This window comes from Streptomyces sp. NPDC107522 (genome assembly GCF_055657525.1).
On the sequence record NZ_JBVKAU010000003.1, the window covers coordinates 157342 to 180582 of the forward strand.

The 23241-nt window shown below is 70.0% G+C and carries 20 protein-coding genes; 11 read left to right on the forward strand and 9 right to left on the reverse strand.

Annotated features, from left to right (window positions below):
* Positions 1 to 27: 27 nt before the first annotated feature.
* A complete protein-coding gene (lon, locus tag ACZ7L6_RS10740; protein ID WP_471922103.1) occupies positions 28 to 2442 on the reverse strand; it encodes an endopeptidase La in 2415 nt (804 codons plus the stop codon).
* 224 nt (positions 2443 to 2666) lie between these two features.
* Positions 2667 to 3665, reverse strand: a complete 999-nt coding sequence (locus ACZ7L6_RS10745) for a rhomboid-like protein (protein WP_471922106.1) — start codon at positions 3663 to 3665, stop codon at positions 2667 to 2669.
* Between the two features lie 183 nt (positions 3666 to 3848).
* Here ACZ7L6_RS10745 and ACZ7L6_RS10750 point away from each other — a divergent pair, with 183 nt between their 5' ends.
* The 5 genes from ACZ7L6_RS10750 to ACZ7L6_RS10770 all read left to right on the forward strand — a co-directional run bounded on the left by ACZ7L6_RS10750 (position 3849) and on the right by ACZ7L6_RS10770 (position 10984).
* Entirely contained in the window at positions 3849 to 4526 is a 678-nt protein-coding gene (locus tag ACZ7L6_RS10750; protein WP_471922108.1) for a spermidine synthase family protein, read from the forward strand.
* Between the two features lie 133 nt (positions 4527 to 4659).
* The gene (locus tag ACZ7L6_RS10755; RefSeq protein ID WP_003997964.1) at positions 4660 to 5397 is read left to right on the forward strand and encodes a response regulator transcription factor; all 738 of its coding nucleotides are present in this window, start codon (positions 4660 to 4662) and stop codon (positions 5395 to 5397) included.
* On the forward strand, positions 5394 to 6500 hold the full coding sequence (locus tag ACZ7L6_RS10760) for a sensor histidine kinase (RefSeq protein WP_433047535.1): 1107 nt from the start codon (positions 5394 to 5396) through the stop codon (positions 6498 to 6500). The genes ACZ7L6_RS10755 and ACZ7L6_RS10760 overlap by 4 nt, the downstream gene beginning before the upstream one ends.
* 291 nt (positions 6501 to 6791) lie before the next feature.
* On the forward strand, positions 6792 to 10577 hold the full coding sequence (locus tag ACZ7L6_RS10765; RefSeq protein WP_471922111.1) for a multifunctional oxoglutarate decarboxylase/oxoglutarate dehydrogenase thiamine pyrophosphate-binding subunit/dihydrolipoyllysine-residue succinyltransferase subunit: 3786 nt from the start codon (positions 6792 to 6794) through the stop codon (positions 10575 to 10577).
* Positions 10578 to 10801: 224 nt separating this feature from the next.
* Positions 10802 to 10984, forward strand: a complete 183-nt coding sequence (locus ACZ7L6_RS10770) for a DUF6104 family protein (RefSeq protein ID WP_003997970.1) — start codon at positions 10802 to 10804, stop codon at positions 10982 to 10984.
* A 349-nt stretch (positions 10985 to 11333) separates the two neighbouring features.
* Here the strand turns inward: ACZ7L6_RS10770 and ACZ7L6_RS10775 are convergent, their stop codons facing one another.
* Entirely contained in the window at positions 11334 to 12179 is an 846-nt protein-coding gene (locus tag ACZ7L6_RS10775) for a hypothetical protein (RefSeq protein ID WP_471922115.1), read from the reverse strand.
* A 169-nt stretch (positions 12180 to 12348) separates the two neighbouring features.
* Between ACZ7L6_RS10775 and ACZ7L6_RS10780 the strand changes: the two genes are divergently transcribed.
* Positions 12349 to 13338, forward strand: coding sequence for a DUF4097 family beta strand repeat-containing protein (locus ACZ7L6_RS10780; RefSeq protein ID WP_471922118.1), 990 nt, complete (start codon positions 12349 to 12351; stop codon positions 13336 to 13338).
* 1 nt (position 13339) lies between these two features.
* The gene (locus ACZ7L6_RS10785) at positions 13340 to 14395 is read left to right on the forward strand and encodes a PadR family transcriptional regulator (RefSeq protein WP_471922121.1); all 1056 of its coding nucleotides are present in this window, start codon (positions 13340 to 13342) and stop codon (positions 14393 to 14395) included.
* 140 nt (positions 14396 to 14535) lie between these two features.
* Here the strand turns inward: ACZ7L6_RS10785 and ACZ7L6_RS10790 are convergent, their stop codons facing one another.
* The 4 genes from ACZ7L6_RS10790 to ACZ7L6_RS10805 all read right to left on the reverse strand — a co-directional run bounded on the left by ACZ7L6_RS10790 (position 14536) and on the right by ACZ7L6_RS10805 (position 17903).
* Positions 14536 to 15108, reverse strand: coding sequence for a Clp protease N-terminal domain-containing protein (locus ACZ7L6_RS10790; RefSeq protein WP_471922124.1), 573 nt, complete (start codon positions 15106 to 15108; stop codon positions 14536 to 14538).
* Positions 15108 to 15317 carry a helix-turn-helix domain-containing protein gene (locus tag ACZ7L6_RS10795; RefSeq protein WP_030952466.1) on the reverse strand — a complete coding sequence of 70 codons (210 nt, stop codon included), beginning with the start codon at positions 15315 to 15317 and terminating at the stop codon, positions 15108 to 15110. Before ACZ7L6_RS10795 ends, ACZ7L6_RS10790 begins: the two co-directional genes overlap by 1 nt.
* A gap of 108 nt (positions 15318 to 15425) precedes the next feature.
* The gene (locus ACZ7L6_RS10800; protein WP_471922128.1) at positions 15426 to 16388 is read right to left on the reverse strand and encodes a zinc-binding dehydrogenase; all 963 of its coding nucleotides are present in this window, start codon (positions 16386 to 16388) and stop codon (positions 15426 to 15428) included.
* A gap of 291 nt (positions 16389 to 16679) precedes the next feature.
* Positions 16680 to 17903, reverse strand: a complete 1224-nt coding sequence (locus tag ACZ7L6_RS10805; protein ID WP_471922132.1) for an NAD(P)-dependent malic enzyme — start codon at positions 17901 to 17903, stop codon at positions 16680 to 16682.
* 648 nt (positions 17904 to 18551) lie between these two features.
* Between ACZ7L6_RS10805 and ACZ7L6_RS10810 the strand changes: the two genes are divergently transcribed.
* The 3 genes from ACZ7L6_RS10810 to ACZ7L6_RS10820 are packed head-to-tail and all read left to right on the forward strand — an operon-like array spanning position 18552 to position 21250.
* A complete protein-coding gene (locus ACZ7L6_RS10810; protein WP_471922136.1) occupies positions 18552 to 19511 on the forward strand; it encodes an ABC transporter substrate-binding protein in 960 nt (319 codons plus the stop codon).
* A gap of 36 nt (positions 19512 to 19547) precedes the next feature.
* Positions 19548 to 20492: an amino acid ABC transporter permease gene (locus ACZ7L6_RS10815; protein ID WP_471922140.1), complete on the forward strand. Its 945-nt coding sequence runs from the start codon at positions 19548 to 19550 to the stop codon at positions 20490 to 20492.
* Positions 20489 to 21250: an amino acid ABC transporter ATP-binding protein gene (locus ACZ7L6_RS10820; RefSeq protein ID WP_471922143.1), complete on the forward strand. Its 762-nt coding sequence runs from the start codon at positions 20489 to 20491 to the stop codon at positions 21248 to 21250. The genes ACZ7L6_RS10815 and ACZ7L6_RS10820 overlap by 4 nt, the downstream gene beginning before the upstream one ends.
* An 83-nt stretch (positions 21251 to 21333) precedes the next feature.
* Here the strand turns inward: ACZ7L6_RS10820 and ACZ7L6_RS10825 are convergent, their stop codons facing one another.
* The gene (locus tag ACZ7L6_RS10825; RefSeq protein WP_471922145.1) at positions 21334 to 22104 is read right to left on the reverse strand and encodes a class I SAM-dependent methyltransferase; all 771 of its coding nucleotides are present in this window, start codon (positions 22102 to 22104) and stop codon (positions 21334 to 21336) included.
* Between the two features lie 100 nt (positions 22105 to 22204).
* Between ACZ7L6_RS10825 and ACZ7L6_RS10830 the strand changes: the two genes are divergently transcribed.
* A complete protein-coding gene (locus tag ACZ7L6_RS10830; protein ID WP_126395015.1) occupies positions 22205 to 22834 on the forward strand; it encodes a CGNR zinc finger domain-containing protein in 630 nt (209 codons plus the stop codon).
* On the opposite strand, the gene sodX is transcribed toward ACZ7L6_RS10830, so the two are convergent.
* Positions 22738 to 23172: a nickel-type superoxide dismutase maturation protease gene (sodX, locus tag ACZ7L6_RS10835; protein ID WP_471923359.1), complete on the reverse strand. Its 435-nt coding sequence runs from the start codon at positions 23170 to 23172 to the stop codon at positions 22738 to 22740. The two genes, ACZ7L6_RS10830 and sodX, sit on opposite strands and share 97 nt — an antisense overlap.
* Between the last annotated feature and the right edge of the window lie 69 nt (positions 23173 to 23241).

Consider the following 23241-nt stretch of genomic DNA (forward strand, 5'->3'; position numbering starts at 1 on the left):
GGCGGAGCCCGCTATTGGACTACGTCGTCACGCCGCGACCGGAACCTCCGGCGCCGCGCCGTTGGTGGCCGGCGACAGGGCCAGTTCCAGGACCTGGCGGACGTCGGTGACGGCGTGGACGTCGAGCTTGTCCAGCACCTCGGCGGGGACGTCGTCCAGGTCGGGCTCGTTGCGCTTGGGGATGATGACGGTGGTGACGCCCGCGCGGTGGGCCGCCAGCAGCTTCTGCTTGACGCCGCCGATCGGGAGCACCCGGCCGGTCAGCGACACCTCGCCCGTCATCGCCACGTCCGTGCGGACCAGGCGGCCCGACAGCAGCGACGCGAGCGCCGTCGTCATCGTGATGCCCGCGCTGGGGCCGTCCTTCGGCACCGCGCCCGCCGGGAAGTGGATGTGCACGCCCCGGTCCTTCAGGTCGGCCACCGGCAGTTCGAGTTCGGCGCCGTGGGAGCGGAGGAACGACAGCGCGATCTGGGCGCTCTCCTTCATCACGTCACCCAGCTGGCCCGTCAGCGTCAGGCCCGCCGCGCCCGTCTCCGGGTCGGCCAGCGACGCCTCCACGAACAGCACGTCACCGCCGGCGCCGGTCACCGCGAGACCGGTCGCGACGCCCGGGACGGCCGTACGCCGCTCGGCCGGATCCTGCGCCGACTCCGGCACGTGGTGCGGCCGGCCGATCAGGCCGCGCAGGTCGCCGTCCATGATGGTGAACGGCAGCTCCTGCTCGCCCAGTTCGTGCTTGGCCGCCACCTTGCGCAGCAGCCTCGCGATGGACCGCTCCAGGTTGCGCACGCCCGCCTCGCGCGTGTATTCGCCGGCGAGCTTGCGCAGGGCGCCCTCGTCGATGGCGACCTCGTCCCTTTCCAGGCCGGCCCGCTCCAGCTGGCGCGGGAGCAGGTGGTCGCGGGCGATGACGATCTTCTCGTCCTCGGTGTAGCCGTCGAGGCGGACCAGCTCCATACGGTCGAGCAGGGCTTCAGGGATGGCCTCCAGGACGTTGGCTGTGGCCAGGAAGACCACGTCCGACAGGTCCAGCTCCACCTCCAGGTAGTGGTCCCGGAAGGTGTGGTTCTGGGCCGGGTCCAGCACCTCCAGCAGAGCCGCCGCCGGGTCGCCGCGGAAGTCCGAGCCCACCTTGTCGATCTCGTCGAGCAGCACGACCGGGTTCATCGAGCCGGCCTCCTTGATGGCCCGCACGATCCGGCCGGGCAGCGCGCCGACGTACGTACGCCGGTGGCCGCGGATCTCCGCCTCGTCCCGGACGCCGCCGAGGGCCACGCGGACGAACTTGCGGCCCATGGCGTGGGCGACGGACTCGCCGAGCGAGGTCTTGCCGACGCCGGGCGGGCCGACGAGGGCCAGCACAGCGCCGCCGCGCCGCCCGCCGACCACACCGAGCCCCCGGTCGCTACGGCGCTTGCGCACCGCCAGGTATTCGGTGATCCGCTCCTTCACGTCCTCCAGGCCGGCGTGCTCGGCGTCGAGGATCTCCTTGGCGCCCTGGATGTCGTAGGCGTCCTCGGTCCGCTCGTTCCAGGGCAGTTCGAGGACGGTGTCGAGCCACGTACGGATCCACGATCCCTCGGGCGACTGGTCGCTCGACCGCTCCAGCTTGTCGACCTCCTTGAGCGCGGCCTCGCGGACCTTCTCCGGCAGGTCGGCGGCCTCGACGCGGGCGCGGTAGTCGTCGGACTCCTCGCCCTCCTTCTCGCCGTTCAGCTCGCGCAGTTCCTTGCGGACGGCCTCCAGCTGACGGCGCAGCAGGAACTCGCGCTGCTGCTTGTCGACGCCTTCCTGGACGTCCTTGGCGATGGTCTCGGCGACGTCCTGCTCGGCGAGGTGGTCGCGCAGCTGCTGGGTGGCGAGCTTCAGGCGGGCCACCGGGTCGGCGGTCTCCAGCAGCTCCACCTTCTGCTCGGTGGTCAGGAAGGGCGAGTAACCGGCGTTGTCGGCGAGTGCGGAGACGTCGTCGATGGCCTGGACGCGGTCGACGACCTGCCAGGCGCCGCGCTTGCGCAGCCAGGCGGTGGCGAGGGCCTTGTATTCCTTGACCAGTTCGGCGACGTGCCCGGGCAGCGGCTCGGGAACCTTCTCGTCGAGCCGCGCGCCTTCGACCCACAGCGCCGCACCCGGCCCGGTCGTCCCGGCGCCGATCTTCACCCGGCCGCGACCGCGGATCAGGGCGCCCGGGTCACCGTCGGCCAGCCGGCCGACCTGCTCGACGGTGCCGAGCACCCCGGTGCTCGCGTAGGTGCCGTCGATGCGTGGCACCAGGAGGACCTTCGGCTTGCCGGGTTCCGAGCGGGCGGCGGCCTGCGCGGCCTCCACCGCGGCACGTACATCGGCGTCGCTCAGGTCCAGCGGGACCACCATCCCCGGCAGCACGACCTCGTCGTCGAGCGGCAGCACAGGCAGGGTGAGCGGTGTGGACGTCGAACCCATGATCTCCCCTTCGGCAGTCAAGTTGAGTTATGCCGACTCAATGCACGGGAGACCTTGAATGTTCCCCGACCGCCGTTCGCTGTGAGCGATCACGCTCTCAACGGCCTGTGACCTGGGGCTTCGAGGGCGGCGGCGGACGGCCCGGATGGACGTGCCACCCGTGAAACGGTTGCCGGAGCGGGGACCTTCCCGCACCAGGCGTGGTCGGGGGCGCTCCGCGCGTCTCAGGACGGCCGGCTGCTGCGGACCGTCGGGGCGACCGACCCCGAGGCGCCCCACCGTCGCACCACCGGCCACATCCCGACCCCGACGACCAGGGAGATCAGATGCCCCCAACTGGTCAGCGGGTCGGCGAGAGTGAGCAGGTCCTGGATCAGCAGCCCGCCGAACAGCACCAGCATCGGCCACCGCAGCCACGGCCGCAGCAGCCCGGCCAGCGCGCCGATGCTCGTCGCTACGCCGAAGCTGATGCCGTAGTCGAGGCGGTGCAGCGAGCTGTCGGGGAGGTGGCCGGCCAGGACCGCGAGCCCCACGGGGACCTCGGTCGCGAGGGTGGCCAGGACGTGCCCGCACAGGAAGACGACGGCCGTGCGGGCGCCGCCGATCCGCCGCTCCAGTGCGGTGAGTACGAGCAGGAAGCACAGCGTGTACGGCGCCACGATCCCGCCCGCGACCCACGACGCGCTGGCGAGCAGCACCAGCACGGGCGTCCGCACGAGGTGCGCCACATCGGTGCTGGAGCCCTGGTGCAGGGCGTGGACGAGGGCGGGGTCGGCGTACGTGGCGAACAGCGAGGTGACGGTCAGGACGGCGGCGTAGGCGAAGGTGAACGGCGTGCCGGTGGGGGCGGGGAGCAGATGCCCGGGGTGGAAGGACCGGGCTCGGGGCGCACTGGTCCTCGGCGCGCTGGTCGTGGGCGCACTCGTCGTAGGCGCGCTCGTCGTAGGCGCGCTCGTCGTAGGCGCGCTCGTCGTAGGCGTGCTCGTCGTAGGCGTGCTCGTCGTAGGCGTGCTGGTCGCGAGCGCACTTGTCTCACCGCGAACCGGCGCCGGCGGCGGCGTCGTAGGCGGCGCGGCGGCGGTCAGTGGTCCGCGCTGCCGCGGCATCGCGTCCAGCAGCCCGGCGACGTCCGGGAAGCACGCGTCGGCGCAAGGAGCGGCCGCGCTCGAAGAGGCGGGCTCCGGAGTCGGGCCCGTCGCATCCTCAGCCGCAGTCCGTTTCAAGGTGAGGCGCTCCTTCCCTTTCCCTCACCCTTGACTCGCCACCCAGCCGTGTCTGTGACCGACGCCACGCGGAAGCCGATTCTCAGCAACCTCTCAAGAAGCCCGCGCGTCAGCCTTCTTCACGGGCTCACCCTGCGAGGTAATTCCCTCGGCCCGCCGTGCGGGAGCTGCCAGGATGGCCGGATGCCCACTTCGTACGACATCCCCGAAGTACTGGACCGTCGCGAAGGCCCCTATGGCGAGGTCGTGTTGCGGCGGCACGGCGAGTTGCTCCAGATCGTCGCGAACGGCTGCTTCCTGATGGACACCTCCGACGGGCGTTCGGAGCGGCTGCTCGTCGACGCCGCGCTCGACGCGCTGGTCGGCAGGCCGGAGCCCGACGTGCTGATCGGCGGGCTGGGCGTGGGGTTCTCGCTCGCACACGCCGCGTCCGATCCCCGCCCGGGACGGATCACCGTCGTCGAGCGCGAGCCGGCGATTATCGGCTGGCATCTCGACGGGCCGTTGTCCGACTTCTCCGCCCGTGCGCTCGCCGACCCGCGCACCAAGATTCTGGAAACGGATCTCGTGACGTACGTACATGAGACATCCGCCACGTATGACGCACTGTGTCTAGACATCGACAACGGCCCCGACTGGACCGTCACCGAGGGCAACGACAGCCTGTACTCACCCGCCGGACTGGCAGGCTGCACAAGGGTGTTGAGGCCCGGCGGGGTACTGGCCGTATGGTCGGCCCAGCCCTCTCCGGAATTCGAAGAAACCTTGCGTAATGCCGGATTCCAACAGGTGCGTACCGAAGAGATCCCCGTTGCCCGGGGCGTTCCGGACGTCGTGCACCTCGCCGTCCGACCTGGATAGCCCTGGCGCGGTGACTCCCCGTACTCTGCTTCTCTGACGCGGATCATTCAAGCGTCAATCGCAAGCATGCGCAGGCATAGCCAGTCAGTAGGAATCACCCCACGGATTCCGGAAAGCAACTTTGGGGCGGGCGATGGAGCAGACACACACCTCCCACAACGGCACGGCGGCGACCCCTGGTGCTCAGCGCCGGGTCCTCGTGGTCGAGGACGATCCGACCATCGTGGACGCCATCGCGGCCCGCCTGCGCGCCGAGGGATTCCTCGTGCAGACCGCGGGTGACGGTCCGGCGGCCGTCGACACGGCCGAGGCCTGGCAGCCCGACCTGCTGATCCTCGACATCATGCTGCCGGGCTTCGACGGCCTGGAGGTCTGCCGCCGGGTGCAGGCCCAGCGGCCGGTGCCGGTGCTGATGCTGACCGCGCGCGACGACGAGACCGACATGCTGGTCGGGCTCGGTGTCGGCGCCGACGACTACATGACGAAGCCGTTCTCGATGCGGGAGCTGGCGGCACGCGTGCACGTGCTGCTGCGCCGCGTGGAGCGGGCCGCGCTGGCCGCCACCACGCCGCGGTCGGGCATCCTGCGGCTCGGCGAGCTGGAGATCGACCACGCGCAGCGGCGCGTACGGGTCCGGAGTGAGGATGTTCACCTCACGCCGACCGAGTTCGACCTCCTGGTGTGCCTGGCGAACACCCCGCGCGCGGTGCTCTCCCGTGAGCAGCTGCTCGCCGAGGTGTGGGACTGGGCGGACGCCTCCGGCACCCGCACCGTCGACAGCCACATCAAGGCGCTGCGCCGGAAGATCGGCGCCGAGCGGATCCGTACCGTGCACGGCGTGGGCTACGCCCTGGAGACACCGACGCCATGAGCGACGGGCCGGCCGCGCGGAGAGGCCCCGGGGAGCCCTGGGGCGGCGTACGTCCGTTCTCGATCAAGACCAAGCTGGGCGCGCTGGTCGTCATCGCGGTCCTGATCACCACAGGGCTGTCGGTGATCGCGGTGCGCACCCAGACGGAGCTGCGCTTCATCACGGTCTTCTCGATGATCGCCACACTGCTCATTACGCAGTTCGTGGCGCATTCGCTCACCGCGCCGCTGGACGAGATGAACGCGGTGGCCCGGTCCATCTCGCACGGCGACTACACCCGCCGGGTCCGTGAGAACCGCCGGGACGAGCTGGGCGACCTGGCCGAGACGATCAACCGCATGGCCGACGAGCTGGAGGCCCAGGACCAGCAGCGCAAGGAGCTCGTGGCGAACGTCTCGCACGAGCTGCGCACCCCCATCGCGGGCCTGCGGGCCGTCCTGGAGAACGTGGTCGACGGCATCGCCGAGGCCGACCCGGAGACCATGCGCACGGCGCTGAAGCAGACCGAGCGGCTGGGCCGGCTCGTGGAGACGCTGCTCGACCTCTCCCGCCTGGACAACGGCGTCGTACCGCTGCGCATGCGGCGCTTCGAGGTGTGGCCGTACCTGTCCGGCGTGCTGAAGGAGGCCAACATGGTCGCCTCCGCGCGCGGGGGCATGGCGTCGGGCTCCGGCAGCCACACCCGTACGGACGTCCATCTGCACCTCGACGTCTCGCCGCCGGAGCTGACCGCGCACGCCGACCCCGAGCGCATCCACCAGGTCGTCGCCAACCTCATCGACAACGCGATCAAGCACAGCCCGCCGCACGGCCGCGTGACGGTCAAGGCGCGGCGCGGAACCTATCCGGAGTCGCTGGTGCTGGAGGTCCTGGACGAGGGGCCGGGCATTCCGCGGTCGGACTGGCACCGGGTCTTCGAGCGGTTCAACCGGGGCGCCGTGAGCCGGCCGCACGGGCCGGGCAGCGACGGCGGTACGGGCCTCGGCCTGGCGATCGCGCGCTGGGCCGTCGATCTGCACGGCGGCCGGATCGGCGTGGCCGAATCCGAGCGGGGTTGCCGGATTCTTGTCACGCTTCCAGGGCAGCCATCCGTACCAAGTTGACGTAAAGTTCGAAGCGGAGCCCCAAGATCCGCGTCTGTCCTGGCTGACGGACACGTGTGATCAGGTACAGGCCCGCGCCTTCGGCGTACCGGGTCGCGGTCGCGCCTTCCCATCTGAAGCCATCTGAACCGGAACCACGCTTGTTTCCCGCCATTTCCAGGCACGAAACACGCAGTTCGATGTGACTTACACGACGATGACCTTGCTCGGCCTCACCTTCCCGGCCATGGAGGCGTAGCCTTTATTCCCGCTGTCCATCACCTTGTGAAGCGGAAGAGGGCGGTTGCCGCCGTGTCGCCACAGTCCCCCAGTAACGCATCGAGCATCTCGACCGACGCAGACCAAGCGGGCAAGAACCCCGCTGCCGCGTTCGGTCCGAACGAGTGGCTCGTCGACGAGATCTATCAGCAGTACCTCCAGGACCCGAATTCGGTAGACCGCGCCTGGTGGGACTTCTTCGCCGACTACAAGCCGGGGGCGGCTGCCGCCTCGGCTCCGGCGGGTACTGCGGCCGCGGGGGCCGCAGACACCACCACGGCTCAGACGGCCCCTGCCGCCCCGGCGGCCCCGGCCGCGCCTGCCGCTCCCGCGCCGGCCCCCGCGGCTCCGAAGCCCGCGGCCGCCGCTCCGGCGCCGGCGAAGCCCGCCGCTGCCGCCCCGGCCGCGAAGCCCGCTCAGCCGAAGAAGGCCGAGCCCGCCGCGCCCGCCGACGGCCCGGAGCTGATCACGCTGCGCGGCCCGGCAGCCGCGGTCGCGAAGAACATGAACGCCTCGCTGGAGCTGCCGACCGCCACCTCGGTCCGCGCGGTCCCGGTGAAGCTGCTCTTCGACAACCGCATCGTCATCAACAACCACCTGAAGCGCGCCCGGGGCGGGAAGATCTCCTTCACGCACCTGATCGGCTACGCGATGGTGCAGGCCATCAAGGCCATGCCGTCGATGAACTGGTCCTTCGGTGAGAAGGACGGCAAGCCGACGCTGGTCAAGCCGCCGCACGTCAACCTCGGTCTGGCCATCGACCTGGTGAAGCCCAACGGCGACCGCCAGCTCGTCGTGGCCGCCATCAAGAAGGCCGAGACGCTGAACTTCTTCGAGTTCTGGCAGGCCTACGAGGACATCGTCCGCCGCGCCCGTGACGGCAAGCTGACGATGGACGACTTCACCGGCGTCACGGTCTCCCTGACCAACCCGGGCGGCCTCGGCACCGTGCACTCCGTGCCGCGTCTGATGCCCGGCCAGTCGGTCATCATGGGCGTCGGCTCCATGGACTACCCGGCGGAGTTCCAGGGCACGTCCCAGGACACGCTCAACAAGCTGGGCATCTCCAAGGTCATGACGCTCACGTCGACCTACGACCACCGCGTCATCCAGGGCGCCGCGTCCGGCGAGTTCCTGCGCCAGGTCGCGAACCTCCTCCTCGGCGAGAACAACTTCTACGACGAGATCTTCGAGGCCCTGCGCATTCCTTACGAGCCGGTCCGCTGGCTCAAGGACATCGACGCCTCGCACGACGACGACGTCACCAAGGCCGCCCGTGTCTTCGAGCTGATCCACTCCTACCGGGTCCGCGGCCACGTCATGGCCGACACCGACCCGCTGGAGTACCGCCAGCGCAAGCACCCAGACCTGGACATCACCGAGCACGGCCTCACCCTGTGGGACCTGGAGCGTGAGTTCGCGGTCGGCGGCTTCTCGGGTAAGTCCCTGATGAAGCTGCGCGACATCCTCGGCGTGCTGCGCGACTCGTACTGCCGCACCACCGGCATCGAGTTCATGCACATCCAGGACCCGAAGCAGCGCAAGTGGATCCAGGACCGTGTGGAGCGCGGCCACACCAAGCCGGAGCGCGAGGAGCAGCTGCGTATCCTGCGCCGGCTGAACGCGGCGGAGGCCTTCGAGACCTTCCTGCAGACGAAGTACGTCGGCCAGAAGCGCTTCTCCCTGGAGGGCGGCGAGTCCGTCATCCCGCTGCTCGACGCGGTGCTGGACTCGGCCGCCGAGTCCCGTCTCGACGAGGTCGTCATCGGCATGGCCCACCGCGGCCGCCTGAACGTCCTGGCGAACATCGTCGGCAAGTCGTACGCGCAGATCTTCCGCGAGTTCGAGGGCAACCTCGACCCGAAGTCGATGCACGGCTCCGGAGACGTGAAGTACCACCTGGGCGCCGAGGGCACCTTCACCGGCCTCGACGGCGAGCAGATCAAGGTCTCCCTGGTCGCGAACCCGTCCCACCTGGAGGCGGTGGACCCGGTCCTGGAGGGCGTCGCGCGCGCCAAGCAGGACGTCATCAACAAGGGCGGCACGGACTTCACCGTCCTGCCGGTGGCGATCCACGGCGACGCGGCCTTCGCGGGCCAGGGCGTGGTGGCCGAGACCCTGAACATGTCGCAGCTGCGCGGCTACCGCACCGGCGGCACGGTTCACATCGTCATCAACAACCAGGTCGGCTTCACCGCGGCGCCCGAGTCCTCGCGCTCGTCGATGTACGCCACCGACGTGGCCCGCATGATCGAGGCCCCGATCTTCCACGTGAACGGCGACGACCCGGAGGCCGTGGTCCGCGTGGCCCGCCTGGCCTTCGAGTTCCGCCAGGCGTTCAACAAGGACGTGGTGATCGACCTCATCTGCTACCGCCGCCGCGGTCACAACGAGTCGGACAACCCGGCCTTCACCCAGCCGCTGATGTACGACCTGATCGACAAGAAGCGCTCGGTGCGCAAGCTCTACACCGAGTCCCTCATCGGTCGCGGCGACATCACCCTGGAAGAGGCCGAGCAGGCGCTGCAGGACTACCAGGGCCAGCTGGAGAAGGTCTTCACGGAGGTCCGCGAGGCCACCTCGCAGCCGGCCGCCGCGGTGCCCTCGGACCCGCAGGCCGAGTTCCCGGTCGCCGTCAGCACCGCCGTCAGCACGGAGACCGTCAAGCGGATCGCCGAGTCCCAGGTCAACATCCCCGACCACATCACCGTCCACCCGCGTCTGCTGCCGCAGCTGCAGCGCCGGGCGTCGATGGTCGAGGACGGCACCATCGACTGGGGCATGGGCGAGACCCTCGCGGTCGGCTCCCTGCTGCTCGAGGGCGTCCCGGTCCGCCTGGCGGGCCAGGACTCGCAGCGCGGTACGTTCGGCCAGCGCCACGCGGTCATCATCGACCGTGAGACGGGCGAGGAGTACACGCCGCTGCAGTACCTCTCCGAGGACCAGGCGCGGCTGAACGTCTACAACTCCCTGCTGTCCGAGTACGCGGCCATGGGCTTCGAGTACGGCTACTCGCTGGCCCGGCCGAACGCACTCGTGATGTGGGAGGCGCAGTTCGGCGACTTCGTCAACGGCGCCCAGACGGTCGTGGACGAGTTCATCTCGTCGGCCGAGCAGAAGTGGGCCCAGACCTCCGGTGTGGTCCTGCTCCTCCCGCACGGCTACGAGGGCCAGGGCCCGGACCACTCCTCGGCCCGCCCGGAGCGGTTCCTCCAGCTCTGCGCCCAGAACAACATGACGGTCGCGATGCCGACCTCGCCGTCGAACTACTTCCACCTCCTGCGCTGGCAGGTGCACAACCCGCACCACAAGCCGCTGGTCGTCTTCACCCCGAAGTCGATGCTGCGTCTGAAGGCCGCGGCGTCGAAGGCGGAGGAGTTCACGACCGGGCAGTTCCAGCCGGTCATCGGCGACGCGTCGGTCGACCCGGCCGCCGTCAAGAAGGTCGTCTTCTGCGCGGGCAAGGTCTACTACGACCTCGAGGCCGAGCGGAAGAAGCGCGGCGTCACGGACACGGCGATCATCCGCATCGAGCGCCTGTACCCGCTGCCGGGTGCCGAGCTCCAGGCCGAGATCGCCAAGTACCCGAACGCCGAGAAGTACCTGTGGGCCCAGGAGGAGCCGGCGAACCAGGGCGCGTGGCCGTTCATCGCGCTCAACCTGATCGACCACCTGGACCTGGCGGTCGGCGCCGACGTCCCGCACGGCGAGCGCCTGCGCCGCATCTCCCGTCCGCACTCCTCGTCCCCGGCCGTCGGTTCCGCCAAGCGGCACCAGGCCGAGCAGGAGCAGCTGGTGCGTGAGGTGTTCGAGGCCTGAGTCTCTGATCGGGGCTGAGTCCCCGATCCGGACTCGAGCCTCTGAACCGGCTTGAACGGAAGGCCCGGTTCCCCGTCCATGCGACAGGGAACCGGGCCTTCCGGCGTCCACGGCCAACTCGCCAGCCACACCGCCGAGTCGCAGGGTTCCACGGGCCGGACGGCACCTCGCGCGCGTCCTGGGCCGGGCACGCACGCGTGGCGGGCAGGACATATCCTCACTGCATGTACTTCACCGACCGAGGCATCGAAGAACTGGAGAAGCGGCGCGGCGAGGAGGAGATCACCTTCGAGTGGCTGGCCGAGCAGCTGCGCACCTTCGTCGACCTGAACCCGGACTTCGAGGTACCGGTGGAGCGTCTGGCGACGTGGCTGGCCCGGCTGGACGACGAGGACGACGACGTGTAGCGGACCGGTCGTCGGCCCCTCGGCGTGAGGGGGGCCGCGCGCGAGGCGTCCCTGGCGGACGTCTCCTGTCGGGGCGCCCTGATACGGGGCGCCCTTCGCGTTGTACGGCTGTCCGGTCGGCCTACGGTCCAGCGGGCGTGGCACGCCGGATGCCCGCCCGGCGGCATACACGTCGTCACACGGTAGGTCCAGCGGACGGACGGCGCGTCGCAGCACCGTCGGTCCAGGGACGGCACGCGTCACCGCACTGTCAACTCAGGGACGGCACGCGTCACCGCACCGTCAGTCCAGGGACGGCACGCGTCACCGCACCGTCGGCACAGCAGACAGCGCACGCGTCACCGCACCGTCAGTCCAGCGGCCGCACCGCCTCGTACGCCAGCCCCAGCGCGCCGTGCGCCAGCAGGACCGCGCCCGCGACGATCCAGCCACCGCTGCGGTGCCGTAGGCCCCAGGCCGCGAGGGGCAGGCCGGCCGCCACCTGGGCGAGGGCGAGCGCGTGGGCCTTGGGGCCGCCTGCCCAGGGGAGCCAGGGGCCGAGGCGGCCGCCCTCGACGGCGTCGAGTTCCGCGCGGAAGGCGTCGCGCCAGCCGGACCACTCGATCCGGACGTGCGGCTGGCCGCGGGCGGCCTCGTGGAGGCGGTCGGCGCTGTCGCCGGGGGTGAGGCCGTCGGGCAGGGAGACGCCCGCGCGCGTGAGGACGGCGATGAGGCCACGCATGCGTGCCCGTGCGTCGGCCGCGGAGTCGGGGTGCGTCAGCTCGTCGAGGGACTGCATGTCCAGGACCGGATCGAGGCCGAGCCGGCCGGCGAAGGTACGCATGGCCTCGTCCTCGCCGACCGGGGTGCCGTTGGCGAGCCAGATGTAGCCGACGGGGCGGCGGAAGCCGGAGGCGAGGGTGTATCCGGCGCGGTCGGCGTCCCACCAGAGGGCGAGGACGGGCCAGGAGGTGCCGACGGCCAGCGCGGTGGCCCAGCCGGTGAGGACGCGGTCGACCGGTTCGCCGCCCTCCTGCCAGGGCCGGCCCTCGGGGACGAGCACGCTCCACTCACCGCCGGCCGGCGCGAGCAGCATGGGCTCGCGCAGCAGTTGGGCGGCGGAGGCGACGGACTCGGGCTCCGCGCGGCAGAGCAGCAGGGCACCCGAGGCGGGACGGCGGCCCCGGCGGGCGGTCCTGGATTCTTCCGTCGACATGAGAACACGCTAGGCCGGTTTGTCCACCTCACGTGATTTGTGATCACCAGAACGAGTGCCTTGACTTTGGACGTCCGCGATATATCGTGTTTAGCAGAAGACGCGATATGGCGTGTCGTGTTCAGGTCCGGCCCGTGCGGCCGCGCCCGGTCGCCCAGGAGGTCCGCACATGTCCGAGTGGTCCGTAGCAGAGCCCAGGAAGCTCACCTTCGACGAGCCGGTGAGCGAGCTCCAGGTGCGCATCGTCAACGGAACGGTGAACGTCGTGGGGACGGACGAAGGTTCCGCCCGCCTGGAGGTCTCCGAGATCGAGGGCCCACCCCTGGTGGTGACCCAACAGGGCGGCACACTGACGGTGGCGTACGACGACCTGCCCTGGAAGGGCTTCCTCAAGTGGCTCGACCGCAAGGGCTGGCGGCGCAGCGCGGTGGTCTCCCTGGCGGTGCCGGCCGACACCCGCGTCGAGGTGGGCGTGGTCGGCGCCGGGGCGGTGGTCTCGGGGATCCAGGGCCCGTCGGTCGTCAAGGGCGTCACCGGCGACACGACTCTCGTCGGGCTCTCCGGCCCGGTCCGCGCCGACACCGTCTCCGGGAACCTGGAGGCGCAGGCCGTCACCGGCGACCTCCGCTTCAACTCCGTCTCCGGCGATCTCACGGTCGTCGAGGGCTCCGGCTCCGCCGTGAAGGCCGACTCGGTGAGCGGCTCCATGATCGTCGACCTCGACCCGGACGGCCCGACCGACGTCCGGCTGACCAGCGTCTCCGGCGAGATCGCCATCCGCCTGCCGGCCCCGGCGGACGCGGACGTCGAGGCCAACACCGCGAGCGGGACGATCTCCAACGCCTTCGAGGGCCTCCGGGTCCACGGCCAGTGGGGCGCCCACAAGGTCACCGGCCGCTTGGGCGCCGGCACCGGCAAGCTCCGGGCGACGACCGTCTCCGGCTCGATCGCCCTGCTGCGCCGCCCGCCCAAGGAGGACGAGCCGTGGGAGGCGGAGGCATGGGAGGAGCCGGAGCCCGCCGCGGACCCGACGGCCGACCCGGTGAGCGGCACACAGCACAGCTCGGGGGACAATTCCGTCTCCGGCCAGGGCGATCACCCGACCGACGCCCCGCCCCACGCCCCGGCCGACGGCACGACCGACAAGAAGGTGCTCTGACATGCCCCCCGTCTTCGCCCATGGCCGCCTCCGTCTCTACCTGCTGAAGCTGCTGGACGAGGCCCCGCGCCACGGCTACGAGGTGATCCGCCTCCTCGAAGAGCGCTTCCAGGGGCTGTACGCACCGTCGGCCGGCACCGTCTACCCCCGCCTGGCCAAGCTGGAGGCCGAGGGCCTGGTCACCCACACCACCGAGGGCGGCCGCAAGGTGTACGCCATCACGGACGCCGGCCGCGCGGAACTTGCCGACCGCAGCGGCGAGTTGGCCGACCTGGAGCTGGAGATCAGGGAGTCGGTCGCCGAACTCGCCGCCGAGATCCGGGCCGATGTGCGCGGCGCGGCGGGCGACCTGCGGCGCGAGATGCGGGCGGCGGCGTCCGAGGCCCGCCAGGGGAACGGCGCCAAGGCGGACGCCCCCTTCGGCGACTTCTCGGAGTACACCGACAAGGAGGCGTGGCGCGCCGCCAAGGAGGAGATGCGCCGCGCCAAGCAGGAGTGGAAGGAACAGGCCCGCCGCGCCAAGGACGAGAGCCGCCGCGCCCGCGAGGAGGCCCAGCGTGCCCGACGCCAGGCCAAGGAGGCACAGGACCGCGCCCGGGCGCAGGCCCAGGAGGAGGTCCAGCGCATCGCCCGCCGGGTCCAGGAACACGTGCAGGACCACTTCGTGCGCGGTGACTGGCCGACGGGCGTCCGGGAGGGCCTGACGGAACTGGCCAAGGAGTTCGGCGACTTCGGCAAGGACTTCGGGAAGGAGTTCGGCCGGGACTTCGGCTTCGGCCGCCAGGACACAGGGGCTCCCAAGTCGGCACGGCAGCATCCCGACTACTCCGACACCCCGGAGGACTTCCCCGCCGACTACGAACCCAGCTGGGCCCACGAGCCCTCCAGCGGCGACCCGGCCCGCGACCTGGACCGCCTGCTCGACCGCTTCCGCGACGACATCCGCGACGCGGCAAGGGACCACGGCGTGACGACAGACCAACTCCGCGACGCCCGCCGCCACTTGTCGACGGCGGCGGCACACATCGGAGCGCTCCTGCGCACACCGAAGCCCTGACACCGGCCCCTGGGCGGCACGGCAACCACCTCAGCCGACGGCCCAGGGACCTCGTCGGCGGCCCTGGGCCCTCGTCGGCGCCCCGGCAACGCACCCACCGACCAGGACCCGACCGACCCCCGCCGGCACACCCCGACCCGTCAGCCGGCCTTGGCCTGGCCGGCTTCTCCGCCGCCGTACAGCACCCGGGTGACGGACTCGTAGGTCACGCCGTGATCGGCGAGAACCTCGGCGGGTACGCCGGGGCGGCTGGTCAGGGCGAGGAGGATGTGCTCATCACCGATGTGCCGGTCCCGTCGGGCGACGGCGATACGCAGTGAGCGCTCCAGCACGTCCTTGGCACCCCGGCCGAACGACCGTCGCCCCGACCACCACCCCTTGTCCTTGACGTCGCCGGACAACGCCCCGGCCCCGTGCACTTCCTCCACCCGGGCGACGATCTCCCCCACATCGATCCCCAGCCCGGCCAGTGCCTCCGCCTCGGCCTGCGACAACCCGCCCCGCCGCCGAGCCTCGTCCAGCGCCCCCCGCACCGACTCCAACCACTCCCCGCCCCCGAGCGCGGCGAGCGCGAACGAGGCCCGACTCCCCTCCCGATCGAGCAACGCGAGCAGCATGTGCTCGGCATCGACGGTCTGCGCCCCACCCCTCTCGGCCAGCTCGACGGCTCCCGTCACCACGGCACGGGCATCCTTCGTGAACCGCTCGAACATCAACGCCTCCCGTACTTCTTGTGCACGGCCTGCCTGCTCACCCCGAGTTCAGCGGCGATCTCCTGCCAGGACCACCCCTGATTGCGCGCGCTGCGCACCTGCACCGCTTCCAACTGCTCCAGCAGCCGGCGCAGCGCCGCAACCGCCCGCAGTCCGATCCGCGGATCGCGGTCTCCCGCCCGCTCGGCGAGATCTGTTGCTTCGGTCATGATGTCAACGTAAGTTGACACGCCGACTCGCGTCAACCCCAGTTGACAAACGAACGGCGGGTCCGAGGCAAAGCCCCGAACCCGCCGTACGTACCGACAGCAGAAAGCTCAGTTGGTGAGCACGATCTTCCCGAACTGCTCCCCCGACTCCATCCGCTCGAAGCCCTCCCGGGCCCGGTCCATGGGAAGCACCTCGTCGATCACAGGCCGCACCCCGGTGGCGGCACAGAAGGAGAGCAGGTCCTCGAGCTCGTCCTTGGTGCCCATCGTGGAACCGACCACCTTCAGCTCCAGGAAGAAGATCCGTGTGAGCTCGGCGTTCGAGGGCCGGTCACCACTGGTGGCACCGGAAATGACCAGCGTGCCGCCCGGCTTGAGCGACTTGACGGAGTGCGACCAGGTGGCGGCACCGACGGTCTCGATCACGGCATCGACCCGCTGCGGCAGCCGAGCCCCCGACTCCAGGGCCTCCACCGCCCCCAACTCCAGGGCACGCTTGCGCTTGGCCTCGTCCCGGCTGGTGGCGAAGACACGCAGCCCCGCGGCCTTCCCGAGCACGATGGCAGCGGTGGCCACGCCACCCCCGGCGCCCTGCACGAGCACGGAGTCGCCGGGCCGCACCCCCGCGTTCGTGAACAGCATCCGATAGGCAGTCAGCCACGCGGTCGGCAGACAGGCGGCCTCCTCGAAGGAGAGCTCCTTGGGCTTGGGCAGGATGTTCCAGGTCGGTACGGCGACCTGCTCCGCGAACGTGCCCTGATACCGCTCGGTGAGGATGGAACGAGGTTCTTTCGGCCCGACCCCGTGCCCACTCTGTCCGATCACGGAATGCAGGACGACCTCGTTGCCGTCCTCGTCGACGCCGGCGGCGTCGCATCCGAGGATCATCGGCAACTTGTCCTCTGCGAGGCCCACGCCCCGCAGTGACCACAGGTCGTGATGGTTGAGGGAGGCGGCCTTGACCTTGACGGCGCTCCAGCCGGGACGGACCTCAGGGGCCGGCCGCTCCCCCGACTCCAGTCCGGAAAGCGGCTGGTCGCGGTCGATTCGGGCGGCATAGACAGCGAACATGACCTTGACGATAGGCTTCCCCACCGGCCGACGGAACCACAGCCCCCTGTGAGACACGCCCTCTTGCCAAGGCGCCCGGCGTGGGGGCTGGGCGCAAGTGGGTGCACAGCCCGGCGCGACGGGGTGGGCACGACCGCCCGCAGCTGCGACCGTGGGCACAGGCGCCGCAGGCATCACCGGCGCGCCCCCACCGCCGGAGGCACCCGCTGGAACCACCCCGACAGCCCAACCCGCGGGCAAAAAAATGACCCCGCCCAACCACCGGACGGGGCCACTCAACCGAAACTCGCCTCAGCGTCGGGCAACGCCCTCAGCCCGGGCCGCAGCCGCAACCGCCGCCGTGACCGCCGGAGCCACCCGCTCGTCGAAGGGCGACGGGATGACGTAGTCCGCGGCGAGGTCGTCCCCGACCACACCGGCCAGCGCCTCCGCCGCCGCGATCTTCATACCCTCGGTGATCCGGGAGGCCCGCACCTGCAGCGCACCGGCGAAGATGCCGGGGAACGCGAGGACGTTGTTGATCTGGTTCGGGAAGTCGGACCGCCCGGTCGCCACGACCGCCGCGTACTTGTGCGCGACGTCGGGGTGCACCTCGGGGTTCGGGTTGGCCATGGCGAAGACGAACGCGCCCTTGGCCATGGAGGCCACCGCCGACTCCGCGACCGTACCGCCGGAGACGCCGATGAACACGTCCGCACCCTCCAGAGCCGCCTCCAGCGACCCGGTGATGCCGGCCTTGTTGGTGAACCCGGCGAGCTCCCGCTTGACCGGCGTCAGGTCGTCCCGGTCGGCCGAGACGACGCCCTTGCGGTCCGCGACGGCCACGTCACCGATGCCGGCCTCGACCAGCATCTTGGCGATGGCGACACCGGCGGCGCCCGCGCCGGAGATGACGGCCCGCAGGTCCCCGATGGCCCGCCCGCTCAGCCGCGCGGCGTTCCGCAGGGCCGCCAGCGTCACGACCGCCGTACCGTGCTGGTCGTCATGGAAGACCGGGATGTCGACCCGCTCCTGGAGCTTCCGCTCGATCTCGAAGCACCGCGGCGCCGAGATGTCCTCCAGGTTGACACCGCCGAAGGACGGGGCGAGGCGCGCCACCGTCTCGACGATCTCGTCGACGTCCGTGCAGTCGAGCGCGATCGGGACCGCGTCCACGCCGCCGAACTGCTTGAACAGAATCGCCTTGCCTTCCATCACGGGAAGGGAGGCCTCCGGGCCGATGTCCCCGAGCCCGAGCACGGCCGTGCCGTCGGTGACCACGGCCACGACGGACGACTTCCACGTGTAGTCGTGGACGAGTGCCGGCTGCTCGGCGATCGCGGTGCACACCCGCGCGACGCCGGGCGTGTATGCGAGGGACAGGTCGTCCTTGTCACGGACCGGCACGGTGGCCTGCACGGCCATCTTGCCGCCGCGGTGCAGCGCGAACGCCGGATCGAAGGAATCCAGGGGCTCGGCCCCGCCGTCCTGATCCGTACTGCTGTCGCTGCGAGGATTGACGATCTCCGCTGCCACTTTGTTTTACCCCTTAAATCTTCATTGGTTGAGGGTGGCCACTCCTGGTGAGGGGTGGGCGGGACCGCGCATGCCCCGATCTGTTGATGCGTACGGGTCATACGCGATGGGCGCGCCGCACACGCGCCCTGAGCCCCGGATGAGGGGTGTAAAGAACCTTCTTACCGGACGGACGGTACCGACGACGAGTCCAATATCTGCAAGATCACATGACGAGAAGGGAAACACGCATACGGACAACACGAATCGGACACGACCCGGCGACGACAGCGGTGCGATTCGTGGCCAAATAAGCGGACAATCGACACCGAAGAACAGAGAAGTCATGAATAAGCGCAAAGCGCACGTCGGACTGATCCACATCCTGAGATGCACCGAAGATCTTCCGGCCGGAAGGGCTGATTCCCGTAGAAGGTGCGGTCAGGATGTACCGACCTGAGGCGGTTCGGGGGTCACCCGTTATCCGATTTTGACATGGCGGGCGCCCTGAATGGCTCAGTCCGAATGGCAAGATGCCGTAATCACACGAGGTCGCGACACTCGAAGGCGTGTGCTCTCGTCGACCTAGGAAACAAAGGCGCCTGCCGAACCTCATCGACAAGCGCCGTCCCCATCGGCAACTCCACCCATCCGCCGGAGGAACCCACCATGACCGCACGCTCCACCCGTCGTACGACCGCCGCACGCTCCCGGCTGGCAGCGGTCGGCTCGATCGCGGTCGCAGGCGCACTGATTCTCACCGGCTGCGGTGACCAGACCAAGGACAGCGGCTCGGACAGCACCGGCACCGCCACGGCGGCCGCTCCGCTCGCCGACAAGCTGCCCAAGGCGATCCGTGACAAGGGCGTCATCAAGGTCGGCTCGGACATCGCGTACGCGCCGGTCGAGTTCAAGGACAGCTCCGGCAAGACGGTCGGCATCGACCCCGACCTCGCCGACGCCATGGGCAAGCAGCTGGGCGTGAAGTTCGAGTTCGAGAACGGCACCTTCGACAGCCTGATCACGGGTCTGCGCTCCAAGCGCTACGACATCGCCATGTCCGCGATGACCGACACGAAGGACCGCCAGGAGGGCATCGACTCGGACACGGGCAAGAAGGTCGGTGAAGGCGTCGACTTCGTCGACTACTTCACCGCCGGTGTCTCGATCTACACCCAGAAGGGCAAGAACACCGACATCAAGACCTGGTCGGACCTGTGCGGCAAGAAGATCGTGGTGCAGCGCGGCACGGTCTCCGAGGACCTGGCGAAGTCCGAGGCCAAGAAGTGCACCGGCGGTAAGACGATCTCCATCGAGGCCTTCGACAACGACCAGCAGGCCCAGACCCGCCTGCGCGCGGGCGGCGCGGACGCCGGCTCCTCCGACTTCCCGGTCGCCGCGTACGCCGTGAAGACCTCCGGTGGCGGCAACGACTTCCAGCTGGTCGGCGAGCAGGTCGAGGCCGCGCCGTACGGCATCGCGGTCGCCAAGGACAACACCCAGCTCCGGGACGCCCTGAAGGCGGCCCTGGACGCGATCATCGAGAACGGCGAGTACGACAAGGTCATCAAGAAGTGGGGCGTCGAGGACGGCGCCGTGAAGGAAGCCACCATCAACGGCGGCAAGTGACCGCGCCGAAACAGCGGGCACTGAAAGGCAACACCCGTGACTGTTGACATCGACAAGACGGACGGACCGGCGGACACTCCGCCGGCCGGCCCGGAGGCGATCAAGGCCATCCCGGTCCGCCACTACGGGCGGTACGTCTCCGCCGTCGTCGCGCTCGCCCTGCTGGGCGGCATCGTGTACGCGTTCTCCCAGGGCAGGATCAACTGGGGTGCGATCCCGGACTACTTCTTCAACGACCGCGTCCTCAGCGGTGTGGGCAAGACGCTCCTGCTGACCGTTCTGTCCATGCTGATCGGCGTCGTCGGCGGCATCCTGCTGGCGGTGATGCGCCTGTCGAAGAACCCGGTGACCTCGTCCATCGCGTGGTTCTACATCTGGTTCTTCCGCGGCACCCCGGTCCTGGTCCAGCTCATCGTGTGGTTCAACCTGGGCCTGGTCTTCGAGTACATCAACCTCGGGCCGATCTACAAGGACGAGTGGTCGCAGTTCATGACCCCGTTCCTGACGGCGCTGCTCGGCCTGGGTCTCAACGAGGCCGCGTACATGGCGGAGATCTGCCGCGCCGGTCTGCTCGCGGTCGACGAGGGCCAGACCGAGGCGGCGCACGCGCTCGGCATGAGCCACGCCAAGACGCTGCGCCGGATCGTCATCCCGCAGGCGATGCGCGTGATCGTGCCGCCGACGGGCAACGAGGTCATCAACATGCTGAAGACGACCTCGCTGGTGTCCGTCGTCCAGTACTCCGAGCTGCTGCGCGTCGCCCAGGACATCGGCCAGACCTCCGGGGCCCCGGCCGAGATGCTGTTCCTGGCCGCCGCCTGGTATCTGCTGCTGACGTCGGTCTTCAGCGTCGGCCAGTACTACCTCGAGAGGTACTACGCCCGGGGCTCCACCCGCAGCCTGCCGGCGACTCCGTTCCAGAAGATCAGGGCGAACCTGCTGTCCCTGTCGAACCGTCCGTCGGCGGGAGGTACCGCATGACCGCCATGGTGAAGGCCGAAGGCGTCCACAAGTCCTTCGGGCTCGTAGAGGTCCTCAAAGGCATCGACCTGGAAGTGCAGACCGGCGAGGTCTTCTGCCTCATCGGCCCCTCCGGCTCCGGCAAGTCGACGTTCCTGCGGTGCATCAACCACCTGGAGAAGATCAACGCCGGTCGGCTGTACGTCGACGGCGAGCTGGTCGGCTACCGCCAGAAGGGCGACAAGCTGTACGAGCTCAAGGACAGCGAGGTCGCGCTGAAGCGCCGGGACATCGGCATGGTGTTCCAGCGGTTCAACCTGTTCCCGCACATGACGGCGCTGGAGAACGTCATGGAGGCGCCCATCCAGGTCAAGGGCACGAGCAAGGCCCAGGCCAGGGAGCGCGCCGCTCAGCTCCTGGAGCGGGTGGGCCTCGCCGACAAGGCGGGCAACTACCCCTCTCAGCTCTCCGGCGGCCAGCAGCAGCGCGTGGCCATCGCCCGGGCGCTGGCGATGGACCCGAAGCTGATGCTCTTCGACGAGCCGACCTCGGCCCTCGACCCGGAGCTGGTCGGCGACGTCCTCGACGTCATGCGCGACCTCGCCGAGTCCGGCATGACGATGGTCGTCGTCACCCACGAGATGGGCTTCGCCCGCGAGGTCGGCGACAGCCTCGTCTTCATGGACGGCGGCGTGGTGGTCGAGTCGGGCAATCCGCGCGACGTCCTGACCAACCCGCAGCACGAGCGGACGCAGGCCTTCCTGTCCAAGGTGCTCTGACGGCAGGTACGTTCGAAGGCGCTCTGACGGCACGTGAAGGGGCGGTACGGGATTCCCGTACCGCCCCTTCACGCTCCCGGCGGCTACTTCAGCGCCAGCAGCAGCGTGTCCGACGGCGAGCACCACACCGGCCGTGCCTCCCCGAACCCCTTCTCGCGCAGTACGCGCGCGTGCCACTCGGCGGACGGCGTGTCGCCGTCGGCGTGCTCGCCGTAGATCTCGAAGCGGCGGGCCGTCGGCCCGGCGAGGACCGGGTCCTTGGCGGCGAGCTGCCACCACTCCGACCAGTCGAGGGCGCCGTCCGTCTTGGCCTGATCCATGCGGGCGTGGCGCTGGGCGCGCTCGGCCGCGTTGATCCGGGGCGTCGACTCGTCGATCATGTGGTCCGCGTTCATGAAGACACCGCCGTCGCGGACGAGCTCCGCGACCTGACCGTAGAGGGCCGCGAGGGGTTCACGGTGCAGCCAGTGCAGGGCCGTGGCGGTCAGGACGGCGTCGTACGAGTCGTACGGCAGCTTCGCCGGCCAGTCCGGGTCCTTGAGGTCGGCGGTGACGAAGGTGACCCGCTCGTCGCCCGCGAAGGAGCCCTCGGCGATGGCGAGGAGCGCGGGGTCGAGGTCGACGCCGGTGCTGGTGGCCTCGGGGAACCGCGCCAGCAGCCGGGCCGTGATACTTCCCGTGCCGCACGCGAGATCGAGCACGCGCGGGGCGGGGCCGACGAGGGCCTCCACCATGTCGAGCATGATCCGGAAGCGTTCCTCGCGGTCGGGCATGTACCACTCCTGCTGCCGGTCCCAGCTCTCCTGCCAGGCAGGCCAGTCGGCGGTCGTCGTGGTGATGTCCGTGTCCGTCATCGAGCCCCTCCATCGCGTACGTCACGTAATACCCTGGAAGCACGATCAGCTGTTACCCGACCCGCACGACGACGATAGAACGCCTCCGTAAGGACTACAAGTGGAACTGGCCTATTACTCGGATTACGCCGTACGACTCGTCAACAGCGAGGACCCGGCCCGGGGCAAGGACTCGCTGACCTCGGTCGAGGCCGTTCGCGACCTGTTCGGCGTCAGTCAGGAGGCAGGTCGCCGCGCCACCGATGCCGACGTGACCCGCTTCCGCTCGGTCCGTGCGCGGCTGAGGGCGGTCTTCGAGGCGGCGGACAAGGGCGACGAGACGCTGGCGGTGAACCTGCTGAACTCACTCCTCCTGGAGTTCCCGGTGAGCCCGCAGATCTCCGGCCACGACTTCCGGGACGACGACGGGCGCCCCCTGTGGCACATGCACCTGGCGGACCACCCGTCGAACGCGACCGCGGGCTACGCGGCGATCGCGGCGATGGGCCTGGCGTTCCACCTGACGGAGTACGGCGTCGACCGTCTGGGCCTGTGCGAGGCGGCCCCGTGCCGCAACGCCTATCTGGACACGTCCACCAACCGCTCCCGGCGCTACTGCTCGGACCGCTGCGCCACCCGCGCCAACGTGGCCGCCTACCGCGCCCGCAAACGCCTGGAGGCCGACCGGTCGGCGAAGACGGGCCGCACCGCCGACAGCGCCCAGCGCGCCAGCGCGAACGGCGAGCGCTGATCCGGCTTGCGCGGCCGGTAGCGCAGCCGGACCTTGCCCAGGATCAGCTCGTCGGGCACGACTCCGTAGTCGGTGCTGTCGCCGCCGGCGTACGCGTTGTCCCCGAGCACCCACCAGCCGCCTTCACGCCGCTCGGCGGCGCGTTTGACGACGAGCAGGTCCTGCTGGAACGGATGCCGCAGCACGACCACGTCCCCGGGCCTGATCCGGCCCCGGTGCGCCACCACGAGCAGATCGCCGTGGTACAGCGTGGGCACCATCGACGGACCGGTCACCTCGGCCCACCCGAAGGGCCGGTCCGCCCGCCCCCGCTCGGTCTCCTGCGACAACTCCGGCATCCCCGGCACCTCCCCGGTACGGTCCTCCACCAGTCTCAGTCTGACCCTGGACTTTTGTCCTAAGCCCAT